The sequence below is a fragment of the Mycobacterium sp. SP-6446 genome (assembly GCF_001954045.1).
Lineage (GTDB): Bacteria > Actinomycetota > Actinomycetes > Mycobacteriales > Mycobacteriaceae > Mycobacterium.
On the sequence record NZ_MBEM01000114.1, the window covers coordinates 13,756 to 35,033 of the forward strand.

A 21,278-nucleotide genomic window follows, 5' to 3' on the forward strand; every position below is an offset into this window, starting at 1 on the left:
CAGCCTTTGCTAATTCCGAGGAGGGTTCGTGGTACGTGCCCCGGCGTGCTCGGAGGACATCCGCGCGGAGGTGGCCGAGCTGCTCGGCGTCCCCGCCGACACGGTTCAGCCTGGGAGCAACCTTATCGGCCAGGGCCTCGACTCGATCCGGATGATGACGCTGGCCGGTCGCTGGCGCCGCCACGGCATCGGAATAGATTTCGCCACGCTGGCCGCGACACCGACCATCGAGGCGTGGTCGGAGTTGGTGACGGCCGGCTCGCCGCCAACCATTGACACGCTAGCCGACCCGCCCGCCCCCCATGACGGCGCTTCCGACGAGCCGTTTCCGCTCGCCCCGATGCAGCACGCGATGTGGGTCGGCCGCCAGGACAACCAGCCGTTCGGCGGGGTGGCCGGGCACCTCTACGTCGAGTTCGACGGCGGCGCTACCGACCCTGACCGGCTCCGCGCGGCGGCCACCCGGCTGGCGCGTCGTCACCCGATGCTGCGCGTGCGGTTCGGATCCGACGGCACCCAGCGCATCGCCTCGACCTCGGAATGCCCAGACTTCCCCGTCACCGTCGAGGACCTGCGCCACCTCGACGGTGATCTCGTCGAGCGGCGCCTGGCCGAGATCCGCGACGCCAAATCACACCAGCAGCTCGACGGGGCGGTGTTCGAACTGGCGTTGACGCTGCTGCCAGGTGAGCGTTCGCGGCTGCACGTCGACCTGGACATGCAGGCCGCCGACGCGATGAGCTACCGCACCCTGATGTCGGACCTGGCCGCCCTCTATCTCGGCCGCGATCTACCCGAATTGGGTTACAGCTACCGGGAATACCGCCAGGCCGTCGCGCGGGAGGAGACGCGCCCGCAACCCGCCCGCGACGCCGACCGCGAGTGGTGGGCGCAGCGCATCCCGCGGCTGCCCGACCCGCCGGCGCTGCCCTCGAGCGGGGGCCGCGAGTCACGCCGGAGCACCCGTCGTTGGCACTGGCTGGACCCGGCGACCCGCGACGCGCTGTTCGCCCGCGCCCGGGCACGCGGCATCACGCCGGCGATGGCGCTGGCCGCGGCGTTCGCCAATGCGCTGGCGCGGTGGTCCGCCTCGCAACGGTTCCTGCTGAACGTCCCCTTGTTCGCCAGGCAGGCGCTGCACCCCGACGTCGACCTGCTGGTCGGCGACTTCACCTCGTCCCTGCTGCTCGACGTGGACCTGACCGGCGCGGGGACCCCCGCGGCCCGGGCGCGAGCGGTGCAGGACGCCATGCGGCTGGCCGCCGCCCATTCCGATTACCCCGGGCTGTCGGTGTTGCGCGACCTGAGCCGCCACCGCGGCACGCAGGTGTTGGCGCCGGTGGTGTTCACCAGCGCGCTGGGGCTCGGTGAATTGTTCAGCGCCGATGTCACCGGGCAATTCGGCCGCCCGGGATGGATCATCTCGCAGGGCCCGCAGGTGCTGCTCGACGCGCAGGTCACCGAGTTCGACGGCGGGGTACTGGTGAACTGGGATGTGCGCGACGGCGTCTTCGCACCCGGCGTCATCGACGCGATGTTCGCCCACCACGTCGACGAGCTGCTCCGGCTGGCCGCGGCCGACGATGCCTGGGATGCGCCCGGCCCCGCGGCGCTGCCGGCCGCGCAGCGCGCGGTGCGTGACGCGGTCAACGGCCGGGCCGCCGCGCCCAGCGGTGAGGCGTTGCACCACGGGTTTTTCCGGCAGGCCGGGCTGCGGCCGGACGCGCCCGCGGTGTTCGCCAGCTCCGGCGACCTCAGCTACGCGCGGTTGCGCGATCAGGCGCTGGCGGTGGCGGTGGCGTTGCGGGCGAGCGGGATCGGCGCCGGCGACACGGTCGCGGTCATGGGCCCCAAGACCGCCGAACAGGTGCCGGCGCTGCTGGGGATCCTGGCCGCGGGCGGCGTGTATCTGCCGATCGGGGTCGACCAACCCCGCGACCGCGCACGGCGCATCCTCGAAACCGGAGGAGTGCGTCTGGCCCTGGTGTGCGGCGGGAAGCCGCTGTCGTTGTCGGTGCCGGAGTTGACGATCGCCGACGTGCTGCGCGACGCATCCGCCGCGCCGCCGGACGTCATGGCCGCGGGCGGCGATCCGGCCGACCTCGCCTACGTGCTGTTCACCTCGGGTTCGACCGGGCAACCCAAGGGCGTCGAGATGACGCACGACGGCGCGATGAACACCGTCGAATTCCTCACTCGCCACTTCGATATCGGCACCACCGATCGGTGCCTGGCCCTGTCGACGCTGGAATGCGACATGTCGGTGCTGGACGTCTTCGCGACGTTGCGCGCGGGCGGGGCGATCGTGGTGGTCGACGAAGCACAGCGACGTGACCCCGACGCGTGGGCCCGGCTCATCGCCGACCACGGCGTAACTGTGCTGAACTTCCTGCCGGGCTGGCTGGAGATGCTCGTCGAGGTCGGCCACGAGCGGCTGTCGTCGCTGCGGGTGGTGCCCACCGGCGGCGACTGGGTGCGGCCCGGGCTGGCTCGTCGGTTGCGGGCCCTGGCACCGAACGTGCGCTTCGCCGGGCTGGGCGGCGCGACCGAAACCGCCGTCCACGCAACCATTTTCGAGGTGAGCGACGACCTGCCGGCCGATTGGACCGCCGTGCCCTACGGCGTCCCGTTCCCGAATATCGCATGCCGGGTCGTCAACGACGCCGGCGCCGACTGTCCCGACTGGGTCGTGGGGGAGCTGTGGATATCCGGACGGGGCATCGCCCGGGGTTACCGCGGCCGCGGCGAACTCACCGCGGAACGTTTCGTTCTCCGCGACGGCCGGATCTGGTACCGCACCGGTGATTTGGCCCGCTACTGGCCGGACGGCACCCTCGAGTTCGTCGGCCGCGCCGACTACCGGATCAAGATAAGCGGCTATCGCGTGGAGCTCGGCGAGATCGAGGCGTCGCTGCGCCGCGTGCCCGGGGTGCGCGCGGCCGTCGCCGCCCTGGTTCCCGCGCCGGGCGGCGCCGAGGTGTTGGCGGCCCACGTCTGCCTCGACGACGTCGCCCTGGACGCCCGGCGGATTCGTGAGGTCCTCGTCGAACTCGTTCCCGCACACATGATTCCGGCATACATTTCCGTGGTCGAGCGCATCCCCTTCACCGATGGCGGCAAGATCGACCGACGCGCCGTCGGCGCCGAGCTGGCCGCGGCGGTTTCCGGATTGGGCGATGCCGGCTACCGGGCTCCGTCGACGCCACTGGAATCGGCGCTCACCGAAATCGTCGCCGAGCTACTCTCTTCGCCGACCGGTCAACGCGTCGGTGTTGACGATGACTTCTTCGCGCTCGGCGGCGATTCGGTGTTGGCCACGCAGGCCGTTGCCCGCATTCGCACCTGGCTGGACACCCCGGACGTCATGGTCGCCGACATCTTCGCCACCCGAACCGTTTCCGCACTCGCTGCATTGTTGGGCAGCCGCGAGCACGACAGCGGGCGGCTGGACCAGGTCGCCGAGTTGTATCTGGAAGTCATCCGCATGGACGCTGACTCGGTTCTGTCGGCTGCAACCAAAAGTGAGACGACACAATGACATTACGCAATCTGGCAGATGTGCCATCAGTGTTTGCGCCCTGGATCAAGCGGGTTCCCGGACCTGACGACGGACGACGCGTGGGCGCTACCGTGGTGTTCCCGCATGCCGGCGCTGCCGCCGCAAGCTATCGAGGGTTGGCGACGGCGCTGGCCCGCGGGGGCGATACCTACATCGTGCAGTATCCACAGCGGGCTGACCGGCTGCGTGACCCCGCCCCCGGAACCGTCCATGATCTTGCCCGCGGCTTGTTCGACGGCGGACCCTGGAGTGGCGTGACGCCGTTGCGGCTTTTTGGCCACAGCATGGGTGCGGTCGTCGCTTTCGAGTTCGCCAGGATCGCCGAAGCCCACGACACCGTTGTGCGGCGGCTGTGGGTGTCGGCCGGTCCGGCACCGAGCGCCGTAGCCGGCATGCCGGATCTCCCAACCAGCGATACCGAACTGCTCGCTGACATCGCCGATCTCGGCGGTACCGACCCGGAGCTGCTTGCCGACGAGGAGTTCGCCGAGCTGCTGACCACCGCGGTGCGGGCCGACTATCAAGCGGTCAATCGCTACGACTGTGGGCCCGGCGTGCGCATTCGTGCCGATATCTCCGTGCTGGGCGCACGTGATGACCATCGGGTCGATGCCGCCGCGTTGCGGCTATGGGAGAACCACACCGCGGGTGCGTTCGAGTTGTTCTTGTACGACGGCGGGCACTTTTATCTGAACGAGCACATCAGTGATGTCGCCGCGCGGGTGAATGCCGATGCCTGACGACGCATTCGGTTCCGCCACAGATCCGGTGGTGATTGTCGGCATGGCCCTTGAAGCCCCCGGCGGCATCGATACCGCCGAGGGTTACTGGGAGCTGCTATCCCATGGCCGTGAGGCCTTGGGACCGTTCCCCACCGACCGTGGCTGGCCGATCCGTGAGTTGTTCGCCGGGTCGCGGCGTGGCGGCTACAAGCAGATCCACGACTGCGGTGGATTCCTCTCCGGTGCAACCACATTCGATCCGGAATTCTTTGGTATATCCCCGCGCGAAGCCGTCGCGATGGACCCTCAGCAACGTGTCGCGCTTCGGGTGGCTTGGCGCGCCTTGGAAAATAGCGGGATCAATCCTGACGACCTGTCCGGGCATGACGTGGGTTGCTTTGTCGGCGCCTCAGCTACCGGATACGGGCCCCAGATGGCCAGGTTTTCCCCGCACAGCGGTCATCTCCTCGCCGGAACCGCCCTGAGCGTCATCTCCGGCCGGATCGCCTACACGCTGGGGCTGACCGGCCCGGCACTGACGGTGGACTCCTCGTGCGCGTCCGCGCTGGCAGCGTTCCACGTCTGCGTGCGCTCGGTACAGAACGGCGACTGCGACCTGGCACTGGCCGGGGGAGTCAACGTGTTGGGCTCACCCGGGTTCTTCGTTGAGTTCTCGAAACAACACGCGCTCTCCGATGACGGGCATTGCCGCCCTTACAGTGCGCAGGCCAGTGGAACAGTCTGGGCCGAGGGAGCGGCAATGTTTGTGCTGCAACGAAAGTCGGCGGCGCTGCGCGCCGGGCGGCAAATAGTGGCAGAGGTCCGCGCCAGCGCCGTCAACCAGGACGGCCGCAGCGCCGGACTGAGCGCCCCGAGCGCAGAAGCGCAGATTCGCCTGTTTCGGCGTGCCATCAGCCAGGCCGGGATCCGGCCCCAAGCGGTTGGGATGGTCGAGGGCCACGGCACCGGTACCAGACTCGGCGACCGCACCGAGTTGCGGTCGTTGGCGCAAACATACGGCGACACGGAACCTGGCGGCGGCGCGCTGCTGGGCTCGGTGAAATCCAACTTGGGCCACTCCTTGGCAGCCAGCGGCGCACTGGGGCTAGCCAAGGTTCTGGTCGCCGCCGAGCACGGAGCTGTGCCGCCCACATTGCACGCGGCAGAGGCAAGTCCTGAGATCGACTGGGAAAGTCAGGGTTTGCGTCTCGCAAGGACTTTGACGCCGTGGCCCGCAATCGGTGGGCAACGGATCGCGGCCACTTCGGCGTTTGGCATTGCCGGCACAAATGCGCATGTGATCGTCTCTCTTCCCGAGGTCGCGTAATGCTCACGCACCCTCTGCCCGACGGTCGCGTGCCTGTGTTGCTGTCGGCGCATGACGAAAAGCTCATCGGTCAGGATGCCCGGGCGGTTCTGGATTATCTGGACCGTGTCCGCGACCACGACGATCTGACGACGGCGGTCGCGTCTACCCTGCTGCGTCTGCGGCGGGTGCGACGGCACCGCGTGGTAGCGCGGGCGGCAGACCGCGGCGAACTCGCCGCCGTCCTTTCGGCACTGGCTCGTGGCGACGAGCACCCGCTGGTCGCCCGGTCCTCGAAAGGCGGTGCGACGTCTATCGCGTTCGTGTTTCCCGGTCAGGGAAACCAATGGCAATCGATGGGCGCAGTCGCCTACCAGCGACTGCCGGCGTACCGCGCCGAGGCCGATCGATGCGCTCGAGCCTTCGTCGACGCCGGACTGCCGTCACCATTGCCCTACCTCACGGAAGTGCTGGAAGGGCAGTGGTCGCGTACCCACATTCAGGGCGCGCAGTTCACCCATGCGGTCAGCCTGGCCCGGCAATGGCGATCCCACGGAGTCCTTCCCGATATCACCATCGGGCACAGCCTTGGTGAGGTCGCGGCGGCTTATGTGGCCGGATCATTGTCGTTACCCGATGCCGTGACCCTGGTGGGGGCGCGGGCGGCGATCGTGGGTCGATTGCCGGGCAGGTACGCGATGGCGGTCCTCGGCGTGGGCCTCGACGAGGCCGAGTCTGTGATCGGCGAAACACCGGGCTGGCTAGAAGTTTCAGCGGTAAACGGGCCGTTGTCGACCGTGGTGGCCGGCGACCACGACGCCGTAGTCGGTGCGGTGCGGCTAGCGCAGCAGCGTGGCATGTTCGCCCACCAGCTATCCGTGGATTACCCGGGCCATACCAGCATTCTGCGATTGTTGCGTGCCGAGCTGGCCGAGCTGGTACCCGGCTCCGCATTTCAGCAGGGGCCGGTGGCGTTCGTCGGCTCGACTTTCGGCACAGAGGTCGGCGGTGACACAAATTTCGGCGAATATTGGTATGAAAACCTCTGCAGCACTGTCCGGTTCGACCAGGCGGTAACGGCCGCCCAGAAGCTCGGAGCCAACACCTTCGTTGAGTTGTCCGCGCACCCGTCCCTGCTGTATCCGCTCATGGGCCTGGTCGAGCAGGACTCGGCTGTGGTCGTCGGCTCGGGGCATCGTGACGAGTCGATCATCGACCAGTTGTCGGCGAACGTCGCCGCCGTCGCCATCGCTGATCCTGGCTGCCACTGGGTCGACACGATCCCCGGTGGCATCCGGCCGCCGCTGCGCGGGTTCCCGAATGCGCCGATGCGGGCGATTCACCTATGGGTGGCGCCGGAAGCACTAGCCGACGATGTGTCCAAACCGACCGCTGATCTCACTATCGCCGTCGAGGACTGGCAGTACGCCGTGGCGCCCCCCACGCAGAACACGCCGCCAAGCGCTATCGCGATCGTCGGCGATACCGCTGGGATGCTGACCGAGGCCGTCATGGCGCACCGTGACTGCCGTGTGGTGCCTGCCAACGAGGCGGAAATCATCGCGGTGATCGCTCCCGCACTCGAGACGCTCGACGTAGTGGCCGCGATCGAAGATATCGCGGGCCTGGCCGACGTGGGACTGCCCGACTACGCAATGCTCATCGGATCCCGATGCCGGGCCGTCTGGTTGCTCACCGCGGGCGCCGAACGGGTTCGTCCCGATGACCCGGACGTCAGGCCGGCGCAGGCGGCGCTGGCCGCCATGCACCGCAGTGTTGGCTTCGAATTTCCGGATCAGACGTTCGGAAACCTGGACCTACCGTCGCGTAATGTCGATGCTGCGACTGCGGCCGCTGTCGTCGGCGTGCTGCGCGGCGATGCGACCGTAGCGGCGTTGCGTGACAACGGGGTTGGCGGCTCTTGTGATGGCACGCGAGTCAACGGCGCGGCACGCAATGACATGTCGCCGCGGTGCTACGTTCGGACATTCCGCGAGCGCCGCGGTTCCGCGGCCAAGCGACCGGTTCATGCCGCCGAGCTAGAGAATGTGGTGATCACGGGCGGCAGCGGAGCCATCGGGTTGCGGTATGCGCGGTACTGCATCGAACAGGGCGCGCGAACAGTTGTCCTGTTGAGCCGCAACGGTGTGGACCCACGCGTGTTGGACCAGCTGGCGAGTCGCCACGACGTCGAGGTGCACGCCCCGCGGTGCGACATCACGGACCGCGCCGCACTGTCCGCCGTCGCCGCCAAATACGCCGGTTCAGGCGCGTCGTTGGTCATTCATACCGCGGGTATCGCCATGACTCGGCAGCGTTCCGAGCTCACCGGCGTGGACATTGCAGCAGTGTGTGCCGCGAAGGTGGCCGGGTTGGCGTTATTGGCTGATACCTGGCCACTGCGGCCCGATAGCCGGATCCTGGCCTGTTCGTCAGTGTTCGGGGTGTGGGGTGGTCACGGTCATGCCGCCTACGCGGCATCCAACCGGATGCTCGACGTATTGGCCGCCCAAATGCGAGCCAGCGGACGGGACTGCGCGGCGATTCGATGGGGACTGTGGCAGAGCGCAGGCGTCGTCGGGGAGTGGGAGATCACCCGCACGCAGCGCTCCGGTCTGCGAGCGATGGAACCGGACGCGGCGCTGGATGCCGGTATGGCTGGACACGCTGAAGATCCACTGATTTTCACCGCCGACTTCGACCGGCTCCGAGTGTTTTTCGAGAGCCAGGGAATTCCAATGCCGTTCGGCGCGCCGCCGAACGTCGATGGCGCCTCGAGTGGCAACGGCTCTGATTCGAAACCGCTCGCCGAAACTGTGTGCACCGAGCTGGCCGCGACGCTGCACTTGGGCGATTCGGAGTCGATTGACCTCGGTGCGTCGCTTGTTGACCTCGGTCTGGACTCACTACTGGCGCTTGATCTGCGCAAGCGGCTACGCCGGACGGTGGGCCGCTCGGCTCCGGTGGCTCGCATGCTTGGCGGCATCACGGTCGGTGAACTGATCAAGGTGTTGCGCTCCGGTTCGGCCGGCGGGCCGATCGCGCCCCCTACGTCGGAGCGCGCATCCGTTGCAGGCACGGCGCAGCTCTCGGCGTTTAACACACCAGAAAGGTTGGAACCTACGCGTGACTGACATCACGGGTGCTGACATTCAGCTCGACGAACAGCGGTTGGAGTTGTTGCGTCGACGGATTGCTGAGCGTGGCCTGGCCCGGCCGGCTGTCGCGGAGAACACGCTTGCGGGCGTGGCAGCCGAGGAGCATCCGGAAATGTCGGATGGTCAACGACGGATGTGGTTCGTGCAATCGGTCGACCCGGCCAGCGCCCTGCTCAATGTCTGTGTCTCCTATCGTGTCACGGGCGCAATTGATGTCGGTCGGCTGCGACGCGCGGTGGATGCCGTCGCGGCGCGGCACACCGTATTGCGCACCACCTACCAGACCGACAGCAGTGGCGACCCGCAACCAGTCATTCACCACGAGCTGCGCCCGGGCTGGACAGACCATGACCTGTCCGGGCTGCCCGAGCAAGCTCGCCGGCTGCGGCTGGAAGTACTGGCGCAACGGGAGTTTGGCCGCCCATTCGACCTCGCCAAGGACGCGCCCCTGCGGATCACCGTGGTGCGGGTGGCCGCCGACGAGCTGATCCTGTTGCTCACCGCCCATCACATCGCCTGGGATGACGGATCGTGGGCGCCGTTTTTCACCGACCTGACTCAGGCCTACACCAATCCAGGTGCTGTTGCGGCGACGTCCGTGTCTGCCCCGGCCCCCTGCGAACCAGTAGGTGCACGCCTAGAGGAAGACCTAGCCTACTGGCGTTCGTTGGTCACGGACCTGCCTGAGCCGCTTGAACTTCCCGGTTCCAACGGTTCCGTTGTGCCGACCACCTGGCGCTCGCAACGGGTGACGACTCGGTTGCCTGCGGGCACGGTTGACCGGGCGACGGCGCTGGCCCGGGAGGTCGGCGCTACCCCTTACATGGTGTTGATGGCGGCGTTCGGTGCGTTGGTGCACCGCTACACCCATGCCACCGAATTCCTCATCGCGGCACCGGTGCTCAATCGTGGCCCCGACACCGACGATGTGATCGGCTTCTTCGGCAACACCGTGGTGATACGGATGCGGCCGCAGCCGCAGCAGACTTTCCGGGAGCTGGTCGCCGAGACCCGCGACAGCGCGGTCGGTGCCTTCGCTCACTCGCGCGCAGACCTGGAGTGGCTGGTGCGCGAATTCAACCCGGACCGCCGGCATGGCGCCGAGCGAATGACCCGGGTCAGCTTTGGATTACGCGAGCCCGACGGCGGTGGCTTCTGCCCGCCCGGGGTGGAATGTGAGCGCGCCGAGCTGCGCGGTCACTTCAACCAGCTCCCGCTGGGTCTGATGATCGAACTGACTGGTACGGCCGGCGGGCTCGGCGATGCACTGGTCGAAGCCGAGTACCTGGTCGAGGTCTTGGATCGGCCGCTGGTGGAGCAGCTGCTCGGCCACTACACCATCCTGCTGGACAGCATGCTGGCCAGCCCGGACACCGCGCTGTCGGATTGCGCGCTGATGAGCGCCGACGACGTCGATTGGCTGCGCCGGGTATCCGCCGGTGAGACGTTCGCGACCCCACCGGCGACGCTGCCCGCATTGGTCGCCGAGCGCGCGGCGCTGTCTCCTGACGCCGTCGCGGTTGTCTACGAGGGCCGCCAGTTCAGCTACCGCGAGATCAATGCGGAGGCAAACCGGCTGGCGCACTGGCTGATCGAACAGGGAATTGGGACCGAGGACCGCGTCGCGGTTTTGCTGGACAAATCACCGGAGCTGGTCACCACTGCGCTGGGCATCGTCAAAGCCGGCGCGGTCTACCTTCCGATCGACCCGACATATCCGGATGATCGACTGACGTTCATCTTGGGTGATGCGGACGCCAAACTGGTGCTGCGCGAGCCGGTTACGGGTTTGGCGGACTACCCTACCGCCGACCCGGCGACCAACGAGTTGGTGCGGCCGCTGCGACCGGACAACACCGCTTACCTGATCTACACGTCGGGTTCGACCGGGCTCCCCAAAGGTGTTCCGGTTCCGCACGCACCGATCACCGAGTACTTCGTCTGGTTCGGTGAGGAATATCGCGTCGACGAAACCGACCGGCTGCTGCAGGTGGCGTCGCCCAGCTTCGACGTATCAATGGGTGAAATCTTCGGCACATTGATTTGTGGTGCGCGGCTGGTGATTCCGCGACCAGACGGACTGCGCGACATCGGATATCTGACCGATCTGCTAAGCCGCGAGGGCATCACCTCGATGCATTTCGTACCGTCGCTGCTGGGCCTGTTCCTATCGCTGCCCGGCGTCAATCAGTGGCGCACGTTGCGCCGGGTGCCCATCGGCGGGGAGGCGCTGCCTGGCGAGATTGCCGACAAGTTTCACGCCACCTTCGACGCGTTGCTATACAACTTCTACGGACCTACCGAGACCGTCGTCAACGCGACCAGTTATCCCGTGGAGGGCAGCCAGGGGACCCGGGTGGTGCCAATCGGCCGTCCCAAGATCAATACCCAGGTGCATCTGCTCGACGATGCGCTGCGGCCGGTGCCGGTCGGTGTGATCGGCGAAATCTACATCGGTGGAACCCATGTCGCACACGGCTACCATCGTCGGTCGGGGTTGACGGCCGAGCGTTTCATCGCCGACCCGTTCACCCCGGGCGGGCGGCTGTACCGTTCGGGCGATTTGGCGCGCCGAAATGCCGATGGGGATATCGAATTCGTCGGCCGCGCTGACGAACAGGTAAAGATCCGCGGCTTCCGTATTGAGCTCGGCGAGGTTGCCGCCGCAATCTCGGTCGATCCCAGCGTCGGGCAGGCGGTCGTGGTGGCCACTGAGCTGCCACAGCTGGGCAAGAGTCTGGTCGGGTATGTGACCCCGAGTGGTGCTGACACTGTCGACGTCGAACGGATCCGGGCCCGAGTTGCTGCGGCATTACCGGAATACATGACGCCGGCAGCGTATGTGGTGCTCGACGAGATTCCGATCACCGCCCACGGCAAGATCGATCGCGCAGCATTGCCACAGCCCCAGATCGCAACGCGAACCCAATACCGCGATGCCACAACGCCTTCCGAGCGACGCATAGCCGCCCTATTTTCCACTCTGCTCGGCCACGACCGGGTCGGTGCCGACGACTCATTCTTCGACCTGGGCGGTCATTCGCTGGTGGCGACCAAGCTGATCACCGCAATTCGTGCGGAATGTGGTGTCGAACTTGGTATCCGGGATGTTTTCGAACTGGGGACGGTAACCCGACTGGCGGCCCGAGTGGACCAGCTTCGCTCCGGCGACATCGCGCCGTCGCGGCCCAAACTGATCGCGACCACCCACGATGAGCCGCTGCCGCTGTCGGCCTCACAGCTGCGCAGCTGGTTCGCGTTCCGGATCGAGGGCCCGGGCCCGGTCAACAACATTCCCTTTGCGGCGAGAATGACTGGGCCGTTGGACGTTGACGCGCTGATCTCTGCCGTCGGCGACGTTGTCACCCGGCACGAGATCCTGCGCACCACCTACGTTGAAATCGACGGTGTGCCATACCAAGTGGTCAACCCAGTTGCGGAATTGCCGGTGCGCCGTGCCGCGTGGGAAGGTTCCCGCGAGGGCAGTGCGTCCTGGTTGAAGGAGCAGCTTGACCTCGAGCGTCGGCACTGTTTCGAGCTGGACCGGGACTGGCCGATTCGCGTGGCCGTGCTGGGTACCGGCGATGAGCATGTGTTGTCGCTGGTGGTGCACCATATTGCCTCCGACCACTGGTCGGGGGGTGTGTTGTTCGCCGATTTGATGGCCGCTTATCGCGCCCGGCGCGCCGGGGAAGCGCCGTCGTGGGCGCCACTGCGCGTGCAGTACGCGGACTACGCGGCGTGGCAGCGCGCTTTTCTCGGTGATGCATCGGCAGACGAGTCGGCCGTCGCACGCGCACAACAAGAGTACTGGGACCGCCAGCTCGCCGAGCTCCCCGAGGACACCGGCCTGCGCCCGGATTTCCCGCGGCCGCCGGTGCCCAGTGGGGAGGGCGAGTCGGTCGAATTTCGCATTGACTCGGCAACACGAGACAAGCTGACGGCACTGAGCCGCGAGCTGGGCATCACCGAGTTCATGCTGCTGCAGGCCGCCGTTGCGGTGGTGCTGCACAAGGCCGGCGGTGGCGTTGACATTCCGCTGGGTACTCCGGTCGCGGGCCGCAGCGAAGCCGAATTGGAGCACTTGGTCGGCTTTTTCGTCAATATCCTGGTGCTGCGAAACGACTTGAGCGGCAACCCGACGTTGCGCGAAGTGCTGACCAGGGCTCGCGAAATGGCGCTGGCCGCCTACGCGCATCAAGACCTGCCATTTGACCGCGTGGTCGACAGCGTTAGCCCGATGCGTTCGCTGGCCCGCAATCCGCTGTTCCAAGTTGTCGTGCACGTTCGCGATCAGCTGCCCGCTGTCCGCGTGATGGACTCGGCTGTGGACGGTTCGGCGCAAGACACCGTGTGCAACGTACTGCCCCCAACCTTCGATATGGCGCAGGCTGATCTGAGCATCAATTTCTTCGGCTCCGACGGCTCGGACGACACCGGATACGCCGGCAACGTCATCTTCCGCACGGAGCTCTACCGCACGTCCACTATCAAGCGATTGGCCGACTGGCTGTCGCAGGTCATCAACGAATTTGCAAGCAATGTCGACCAGACTTTGCGAGACGTACAGCTGATCGACGCGGTCGAGGGCCAGCACATCCTGGGTAATTGGAGCCGGGGCGCCGAGCCGGCCCACGCTCGCCTCCGCACCATCCCTGAGCTGCTGGAGCGTAGTAGGCAATTGGGGCCCGACCGGATTGCGGTGCGGTGCGGCAATGAACAGATCGATTACCCTGCGCTGCACCGTCGTTCGGACAATATGGCGGCGCTCCTGGCGGAGCGCGGTGTAGGACCGGGATCGTTGGTCGGATTGTCGATGCGCCGCGGTATCGACCTGGTAGTTGCGCTCATGGGCATTATGAAAACCGGCGCCGGTTACTTCCCGATCGATCCCGGTTACCCGTTGGCGCGCAAACAGTTCATGCTCGACGACGTCGAGCCGGGGGTCGTGATAGTCACCGCCGACGCGGTCGAGACGATGCCGAAAATAACTGAGGTCACGCTGCTTTCGCTCGACGACCCGCAGGTGCGTGCCGCAGTCGAGACCTCGGATGGTGCGGACTCACCGTCGCGTCAGCTGCTGCCACACCCCGATGACCCGATGTACCTTGTGTTCACGTCCGGGTCTACTGGCAAGCCGAAGGGGGTACTGGGCACTCATCGTGGAATGGCGGCCCGGCTGAACTGGCAGTTGCAGTTTTACCCGCCAAGAGCCGAGGACATTCGGTTGGCACAGGCCTCGATCACCTTCCTCGAGGGTCCCATGGAATTGCTGGCCGGTCTGGCGGCAGGAGCCACCATGATCCTCGCCGATGATGCCGAGCACCGCGATCCCGAAGCGCTGGGGGCATTGATGCGAAGGCATTCGGTCGCGCAAGTGACCGCGGTACCCAGCTTGGTCTCCGCCCTGGTGGACAGCAGACCCGACGCGCTGCGCGCACTGTCCCGTCTGGTGTGCGGCGGTGAACCGGTGAGCGCGTCGTTGCTGGAGCGCCTGGCGGCCGCCTGCGCCGATAGCGACGGCAATGGCCCCGAACTCTTGAACAACATCGGCTCTACTGAGACTTCCGGCGCCGTGGTGCGAGGGCGGCTGCACCCACCGACTCCGCGCGTTGGCAAGCCCGTATCGGGAGCCGAGGCGTATCTGCTCGACGATGCCCTGCGCCCGGTGCCTGTTGGCGTCGTGGGCGAGTTGTATTACGCCGGTGACCAACTGGCTCGGGGATACTGGAAGCGGCCCGGTCTGACCGCGTCGCGTTTTGTCGCCAATCCGTTTGGCACTGAGCCCGGTGCGAGGTTGTATCGCAGTGGCGATCTGGCCAGGTGGACCGCCGACGGCCAGCTGGAGTTCGCCGGCCGGATAGACCACCAGGTGCAGGTGCGCGGCTTCCGCGTCGAATTGGCCGAGGTCGAAGCCGCACTGTCGGCAGCTGACGGTGTCGCCGCCGCGGCAGCCCGCAGCTGGGATCTGCACGGGAGCACTTCACTAGCCGGATACGTTGTGCCGCAACGTCCTATCGCCGACGAGGCGGGGAAAGCGGCATTCGCGGGTTCCGTGCGGGCCGCGGTCGCTGAGACGCTGCCTGGCTACATGCTGCCGTCGTCTCTGACCGTGTTGGACAAGCTACCCAAAACCGAATCAGGCAAGTTGAATCGGCCCGGCCTGCCTCAACCGACGGTCAGTACGAGCGGCCAGATTGAACCGCCGTGCACCGAGACCGAACGCGCGCTGGCCGCGGTGTTCGCCGACCTTCTGTCGACCTCGGCGGTCGGGCGTTTCGACGACTTCTTCACCCTCGGCGGTGACAGCATTCTCTCGGTGCAGCTGGCCGCCCGGGCGCGGGCCGCCGGCCTCGCGGTCAGCCCGCGGATGGTCTTCGAGCACCCCACGGTGCAGCTTCTGGCCGCCGCGCTCGATGCGCGCGACGAGGACGCGATGGTCGAGCCGGAAGACGAGCTAACCGATACGCGCTTCGAGCCGATGAGTACCTCGGGGTTGTCATCTGCCGATCTCGCTGCCGTGACCCGCCTTTGGTCGACATCGCAAGGCGGTACGTGATGACCGCCACCGATACCGGCTCTGGGCCCGCCACTGCGCCCGACATCGAGGACGTGATGGCCCTGAGCCCTTTGCAGGAGGGCTTGTATTCGCTGACCATGCTGGCCGAATTCACCGCAGACGAACCGGCCGATGATCCGTACGTGATGGGGATGGCAGCCGACATCTCCGGCGCACTCGATACCGCACTGCTACGTGATTGCGCGGCAAAGATGTTGGCGCGTCACCCGAATCTTCGGGCGAGTTTCTTCAGCCGCGGGATTGCCCGGCCGGTGCAGCTCGTGCCGTCATCGGTTGACCTGCCCTGGCGACATATCACGGCGGCGCGTGAGGACGTCCAGGCTTTGGAGGCCGACGAGCGGCGTCGGCCGTTCGATTTCGAGCGCACCCCCGCAGTGCGTTTCCTGCTCATCGAATTGCCGGGCGCCCACTGGCGTTTGGTGATCACCGCCCACCACATCGTCATCGACGGATGGTCGCTGCCGGTATTCGTCAACGAGATGATGACCTTGTACCGGTCCGGTGGAGATCTCGAAGCGTTGCCCGCGGCCCCGCGGCCGTACCGCGATTACATCGGTTGGTTAGCGAGCCGCGACCACGCTGCCAGCCAACAGATCTGGCGTCGGCACCTGGCCGACCTGCCCGGCCCGACGCTGCTCTCGGCCGCTTTCGGCTCGGTCGAGGCGAGTACGGACCGGACGCGTCTGCCGCGACGCACCGAGTTGCGCATGGACGCGGCAAAGACAACGTGGCTGGCCGATACCGCGCGCTCCCGCGGTATCACCATCAGTGCCCTGATGCAGATGGCCTGGGCCCTGGTGTTGTCGCGGCTGACCGATTGCTGTGATGTGGTATTCGGGGTCACCGTGTCCGGCAGACCGGCCGAGTTGGCCGGAGTCGAGACCATGATCGGTCTATTCATCAACACCGTGCCGTTGCGCGTGCGGCTCGACCCGGGCGGCACCGCCGGTGAGCAGTGCCGCGCCGTCCAACACGATGCGGCCCTGCTGCGTGACCACAGCTTCCTCAGCCACGCGCAGCTGCGGACGCTGGGCGGTGTCGGCGAGATGTTCGACAGCCTGCTGGTCTATGAGAACTTCCCGCTGGACGGACTGGTTGCCGGCGGCGAATTGACCGCTGCCGGCGTGACTTTCCGCCCCGCCGCCGTGGAGAGCCTGTCTCATTTCCCGGTCACACTCGCCGCCCACCCAGACGATGGCGAGCTGGTCCTGATGATGGAAGTAATCGATGGCGCGCTGGGCGTCACGACCGCGGCGACACTCGGCCGCCGGGTACTGACGGCCGCCGAGCGACTGCTGCAGTCGTGGGACCGCCCGTTGCGTGAGGTCAGCGTGCTGCTCGACAACGAGGCGGCACCATTGCGGCGGTCGTTGTCTGGCGGTGCGCTCACCGCACCCAGCTCGAGCGGAATCCACGCTCGCTTCGCCTCGATCGCGGCGGCCATGCCAGACAGCTGCGCAATCAGCTGGGCGGGCGGCACGCTGAGCTATCGCGAATTGGACGCGTCGGCCAACAGAATGGCCGCGATGCTCGTCGCTCGTGGGGCCGCGATCGAAACCCCGGTCGCGATCCGGCTTCCCCGCGGCCCGCGGTATGTCATCGCGATGCTCGCCGTGCTCAAGGCCGGCGCCACGTGTGTGCCGATGGAGCCGGGTACGCCCCCGGAACGAGTGGATTCGATTCTGCGCCAAAGTGGTGCGACGATCACCATCGACGAGCAACTGATGAAGGACAGCGAAGGCGAGAACGGTGGTGACTTCCGGCCCGTCGACGCCGCACCCGCCCAAGCGGCCTACGCCGTCTTCACCTCCGGGACTACGGGAGAACCCAAGGGCGTCATCGGAACTCACGCAGCGCTCGGTGCGTACGCCGACGACCATTTGGACAGTGTGCTGCGCCCCGCCGCCGCCCGACTCGGTCGACGGCTGCGCATCGCCCATGCATGGTCGTTCGCGTTCGATGCCGCCTGGCAGCCGTTGGTCGCACTGCTCGACGGCCATAGCGTGCACGTCGTCGACGAGCACACCCAGACCGACGCCGAGGCGCTGGTTCGCACGATCGCCGAGTGCGGCATCGACATGATCGACACCACCCCTTCGATGTTTGCTCAACTGCGCGCGTGCGGTTTGCTGAGCACGGTTCCGTTGACCGTGTTAGCGCTGGGCGGGGAAGCAGTCAGTGGCGCCGCATGGGCTTGGATCCGCACCGAGTGCAACCGCACGGCCATGTCGGCGTACAACTGCTACGGTCCCACCGAGACCACGGTCGAGGCGATGGTAGCGACCATCGCCGAGCATGACCAGCCTTCGATCGGGCGGCCGACTCTCCAAACTTGGGGCTACGTACTGGATTCCGAACTGCGCGCGATGCCGTCTGGAGCGACCGGCGAGCTGTATCTGGGCGGCGCGCAGCTCGCCCGCGGCTATCTGGGCAGACCTGGAGAGACCGCTACGCGCTTTGTCGCCGACCCGTCCGCTCCCGGGGAGCGGATGTACCGCACCGGCGACCTGGTGCGTCGGTTGCCCGACGGCTCACTGCAGTACGTCGGACGCGCCGATGCTCAGCTGAAGATCCGCGGCCACCGCGTCGAGCCCGGCGAGATCGCGGCCGTACTCGAGTCGCATCCGGCCGTCCGCCAAGCAGGTGTTCTGGTCCGCCAGCGTCGGGGCGTGCCGCGGCTGACGGCCTACGTGGCCACCACCGAAGCGACCGGGCAACGGCCATCGGCGGGCGAGCTGCGGAGCATGCTCAGCACCCACCTACCGCGCTACATGATTCCGCAGCGCATCGTCACCGTCGACAAAATTCCGTTGACCGCAAACGGGAAGCTGGACGAAGCCGCGCTAGCCGACACCGATATCGCCGACGGGGCCGCGGTGGAGTCCGAGCCCGAAACGGTCACGGAATCGACTCTGGCAGAAGTGCTTACGGAGATCCTGGGGTTGCCGCGGATCGACGTCACCGCGGATTTCCTACAACTGGGGCTGGACAGCATCACGGCGCTGTCGGTCGTGCAGGCGGCGCGGGCGAGGGGCTTGGCGCTGCGGCCCCGACTAATCCTGGAGTGCGCCACCGTCCGTGAGCTCGCCGCCGCGATCGATATGGGCGGGGCACCAGCAGACGCCGCCCCGCCACGTGCCGAGCGTTGCGGCGAGATCGTCCCGGCACCGATCGTGTCGTGGATGTACGAGTACGGGAACTTTCGCAGGTTCAGCCAAATGCTGATCATCGCGTTGCCGCCCGGCATCGGCGCCGAAAATCTCGAGGCGGTGCTGCAAACTTTGTTGGACCGCCACGACATGTTGCGCGCCCGGCTCGACGTTGTCGATGGGTGCTACCGGCTGGTCAGCCGCCCCCCGGGTTCGGTACAGGCGCAAGAGATCCTGACCCGGGTGTCCGGACCCGCCCACCAGACGCTCGCCAGCCACGCCCGCGCCGTCATCGATAGCATCGACCCCTTCAACGGCGCGATGGTGCGGGCGCTGTGGTGTGACGTCCCCGGGCCCGAGACCGGTTGCATGCTGCTCGTGGTGCATCACCTGGCCACCGACGCCGTGTCCTGGTATGCGCTACTGGCCGGTCTCTCGGGTGCATGGGCCCAACTCCGGGAGGACGGACCAGCGCCGCCGGCCGAGTGGACCTCTTATCGAGAGTGGTCGCGGCTTCTCGAGCAGCGGTCGCGCAGTACCGATGTCGCCGCCCAGCGTGACTATTGGCTGGCCCAGTTGGCTGGGCCAGACCCGATGTTGGGGGCCAGGCTGCCCGATCCGACGCACGACACCTGGGCATCGCTTCGGGTGAGCGGGTCATTAAGTGAGGTGACCGAGACGCGCAGGCTGCTCGACAAGCTGGCTGACGCCGGCGCGGACATCGGCGTTCGGGAGTTCCTGTTGACCGCGTTGACGTTGACGCTGACGTCATGGCGGGTAAGCCGCGACCAACAGGCCGGCGCTGGAGTGTTGGTGGCGTTGGAGAGCCACGGACGGGAAGACGCGCTTGTCGCCGGCGATGATGCCGGTGGGGTCGAGGTCGATACCTCGATGACTGCGGGCTGGTTCACCAATGTCTTCCCGGTTCGACTCGGCGTTGCCGAGCGACCGGTCGACGTCGAGACCGCGCGCCGCGACCCAGCCTCAGCCCGCGATCTGCTGCGTGCGGTGGCTGACCACGTAGCGGCGGTGCCGAACCGCGGGCTGGACTATGGGCTGCTGCGTTATCAGCGGCGCGACCCTGACCTGGCCGTCGCACCTCATCCACAGGTGGAGTTCAACTATTTGGGCCGAGTGGACCTCGGCCCCATGCTGCAACCCGGGGCGCCATGGACACCGCTCACGGACGATGGTCTAACCGAGTCGATTCCGATCGCAAGCGAGCCGGACTTGCCGTTGCGCTACACCTTCGATGTGGTCGCGGTGGTAGAGGGCACGGCAGCGGGTCCCCGGTTACGGACCAGCTGGATTTGGAGTGAGCTGCTCACCACTGAAGAGGAAGCCACCGAATTAATCCGCCTGTGGCGCGACGCGATTGCGGTGCTGGCGGGTGCGCTGTGATGCAGAACGAGGTCGTGACATGAGCACCCTTGCGGTCCTGGGCGCCGGAGCCAAGGCGGTGGCCGTCGCCGCCAAGGCCCACGTGCTGCGCGAAATGGGCGTCGACGTTCCCGACGTCATCGCGGTCGAACGCACCGGGGTCGGGGCCAACTGGCAGGCCAGCGGCGGCTGGACCGACGGGGCGCATCGGCTGGGCACCAGCCCGGAAAAGGACGTCGGGTTCCCCTACCGATCGGCGCTGGCGCCGCGCCGCAACGCCGAACTCGACGAGCGGATGACGCGCTACAGCTGGCAGTCCTATTTGATCGCCACCGCGTCGTTCGCCGAATGGATCGACCGCGGCCGGCCGGCACCCACCCATCGCCGGTGGAGCCAGTATCTGGGGTGGGTCGCCCAGCACGTGGGCCTGGACGTCGTGCACGGCGAGGTCGACGGGCTGGCCGTCAGCGGTGACCGCTGGGCGCTGCACACCCACGAGATCACCGTGCACGCCGATGCCCTGATGATCACCGGGCCCGGCCAGGCCGAGAAGTCGCTGCTGCCCGGCAATCCGCGGATGCTCTCGATCGCCCAGTTCTGGGACCGCGCCGCCGGCCACGACCGGATCAACGCGGAACGGGTGGCGGTGATCGGCGGCGGTGAGACGGCCGCGTCGATGCTCAATGAGCTGTTCCGGCACCGGGTTTCGACCATCACGGTCATCTCGCCGCAGGTGACGCTGTTTACCCGCGGCGAGGGATTCTTCGAGAACTCGCTGTTTTCCGATCCCACCGACTGGACCGCGCTGACGCTGGACGAACGCCGCGACGCGCTGGCGCGCACCGACCGCGGAGTGTTCTCGGCGAACGTCCAGGAAGCGCTGTTGGCCGACGACCGCATCCACCACCTGCGCGGCCGGGTCGCCCACGCGGTCGGGTGGGACGGCCAGATCCGGCTGACGCTGTCCACCAACCGGGGCAGCGAAAACCTGGAGACGGTCCACGGTTTCGATCTGGTCATCGACGGATCCGGCGCCGACCCGCTCTGGTTCAGCTCGCTGTTCAGCCAGGACGCGCTCGACCTGCTCGAGCTGGGTCTGGGTGGCCCGCTGACGGCTGACCGCCTGCAGGAGGCGATCGGCTACGACCTGGCCGTCGCGGACGTCGCCCCGAAGCTGTTCCTGCCGAACCTTGCCGGACTCACCCAGGGGCCCGGATTTCCCAACCTGAGCTGCCTGGGACTGCTGTCGGACCGGGTGCTGGGATCCACGACGAACCCGTCCAAATCCGCCCCGGCGAGACGCGAGCTTGGTCGTAACGTGACCGAGTCGAGACACAAATAGCGGTCACAGGGGGCAGAATTACACCACCTAACACAAGACGAACGGTGTGAGGCCGTCCGCCACATTCCAGGTGCAACTCAGG

At 66.9% G+C, this 21,278-nt stretch carries 7 protein-coding genes; all 7 read left to right on the forward strand.

Annotated elements, in window-relative coordinates; genetic code table 11:
* Nucleotides 1–28: 28 nt before the first annotated feature.
* The 7 genes from A5736_RS09930 to mbtG are packed head-to-tail and all read left to right on the forward strand — an operon-like array spanning nucleotide 29 to nucleotide 21,196.
* Complete coding sequence (locus A5736_RS09930) at nucleotides 29–3,538, forward strand: non-ribosomal peptide synthetase (RefSeq protein ID WP_076245920.1); 3,510 nt, start codon at nucleotides 29–31, stop codon at nucleotides 3,536–3,538.
* Nucleotides 3,535–4,299: a thioesterase II family protein gene (locus A5736_RS09935; protein ID WP_076245922.1), complete on the forward strand. Its 765-nt coding sequence runs from the start codon at nucleotides 3,535–3,537 to the stop codon at nucleotides 4,297–4,299. The genes A5736_RS09930 and A5736_RS09935 overlap by 4 nt, the downstream gene beginning before the upstream one ends.
* Entirely contained in the window at nucleotides 4,292–5,608 is a 1,317-nt protein-coding gene (locus tag A5736_RS09940; protein WP_076245946.1) for a polyketide synthase, read from the forward strand. The genes A5736_RS09935 and A5736_RS09940 overlap by 8 nt, the downstream gene beginning before the upstream one ends.
* Nucleotides 5,608–8,721: a mycobactin polyketide synthase MbtD gene (mbtD, locus tag A5736_RS09945; protein WP_076245924.1), complete on the forward strand. Its 3,114-nt coding sequence runs from the start codon at nucleotides 5,608–5,610 to the stop codon at nucleotides 8,719–8,721. The genes A5736_RS09940 and mbtD overlap by 1 nt, the downstream gene beginning before the upstream one ends.
* Nucleotides 8,714–15,304, forward strand: coding sequence for a non-ribosomal peptide synthetase (locus tag A5736_RS09950; protein ID WP_076245926.1), 6,591 nt, complete (start codon nucleotides 8,714–8,716; stop codon nucleotides 15,302–15,304). The genes mbtD and A5736_RS09950 overlap by 8 nt, the downstream gene beginning before the upstream one ends.
* Nucleotides 15,304–19,875 carry a non-ribosomal peptide synthetase gene (locus A5736_RS09955; RefSeq protein WP_076245928.1) on the forward strand — a complete coding sequence of 1,524 codons (4,572 nt, stop codon included), beginning with the start codon at nucleotides 15,304–15,306 and terminating at the stop codon, nucleotides 19,873–19,875. Before A5736_RS09950 ends, A5736_RS09955 begins: the two co-directional genes overlap by 1 nt.
* 19 nt (nucleotides 19,876–19,894) lie before the next feature.
* Nucleotides 19,895–21,196, forward strand: coding sequence for an NADPH-dependent L-lysine N(6)-monooxygenase MbtG (gene mbtG / locus A5736_RS09960; RefSeq protein ID WP_076245929.1), 1,302 nt, complete (start codon nucleotides 19,895–19,897; stop codon nucleotides 21,194–21,196).
* Nucleotides 21,197–21,278 lie beyond the last annotated feature (82 nt).

Coding starts and splice junctions, on each gene's coding strand:
- A5736_RS09935 (WP_076245922.1), top strand. CDS start 3,535: ATGACATTACGCAATCTGGCAGATGTGCCATCAGTGTTTGCGCCCTGG.
- A5736_RS09940 (WP_076245946.1), top strand. CDS start 4,292: ATGCCTGACGACGCATTCGGTTCCGCCACAGATCCGGTGGTGATTGTC.
- mbtD (WP_076245924.1), top strand. CDS start 5,608: ATGCTCACGCACCCTCTGCCCGACGGTCGCGTGCCTGTGTTGCTGTCG.
- A5736_RS09955 (WP_076245928.1), top strand. CDS start 15,304: ATGACCGCCACCGATACCGGCTCTGGGCCCGCCACTGCGCCCGACATC.
- mbtG (WP_076245929.1), top strand. CDS start 19,895: ATGAGCACCCTTGCGGTCCTGGGCGCCGGAGCCAAGGCGGTGGCCGTC.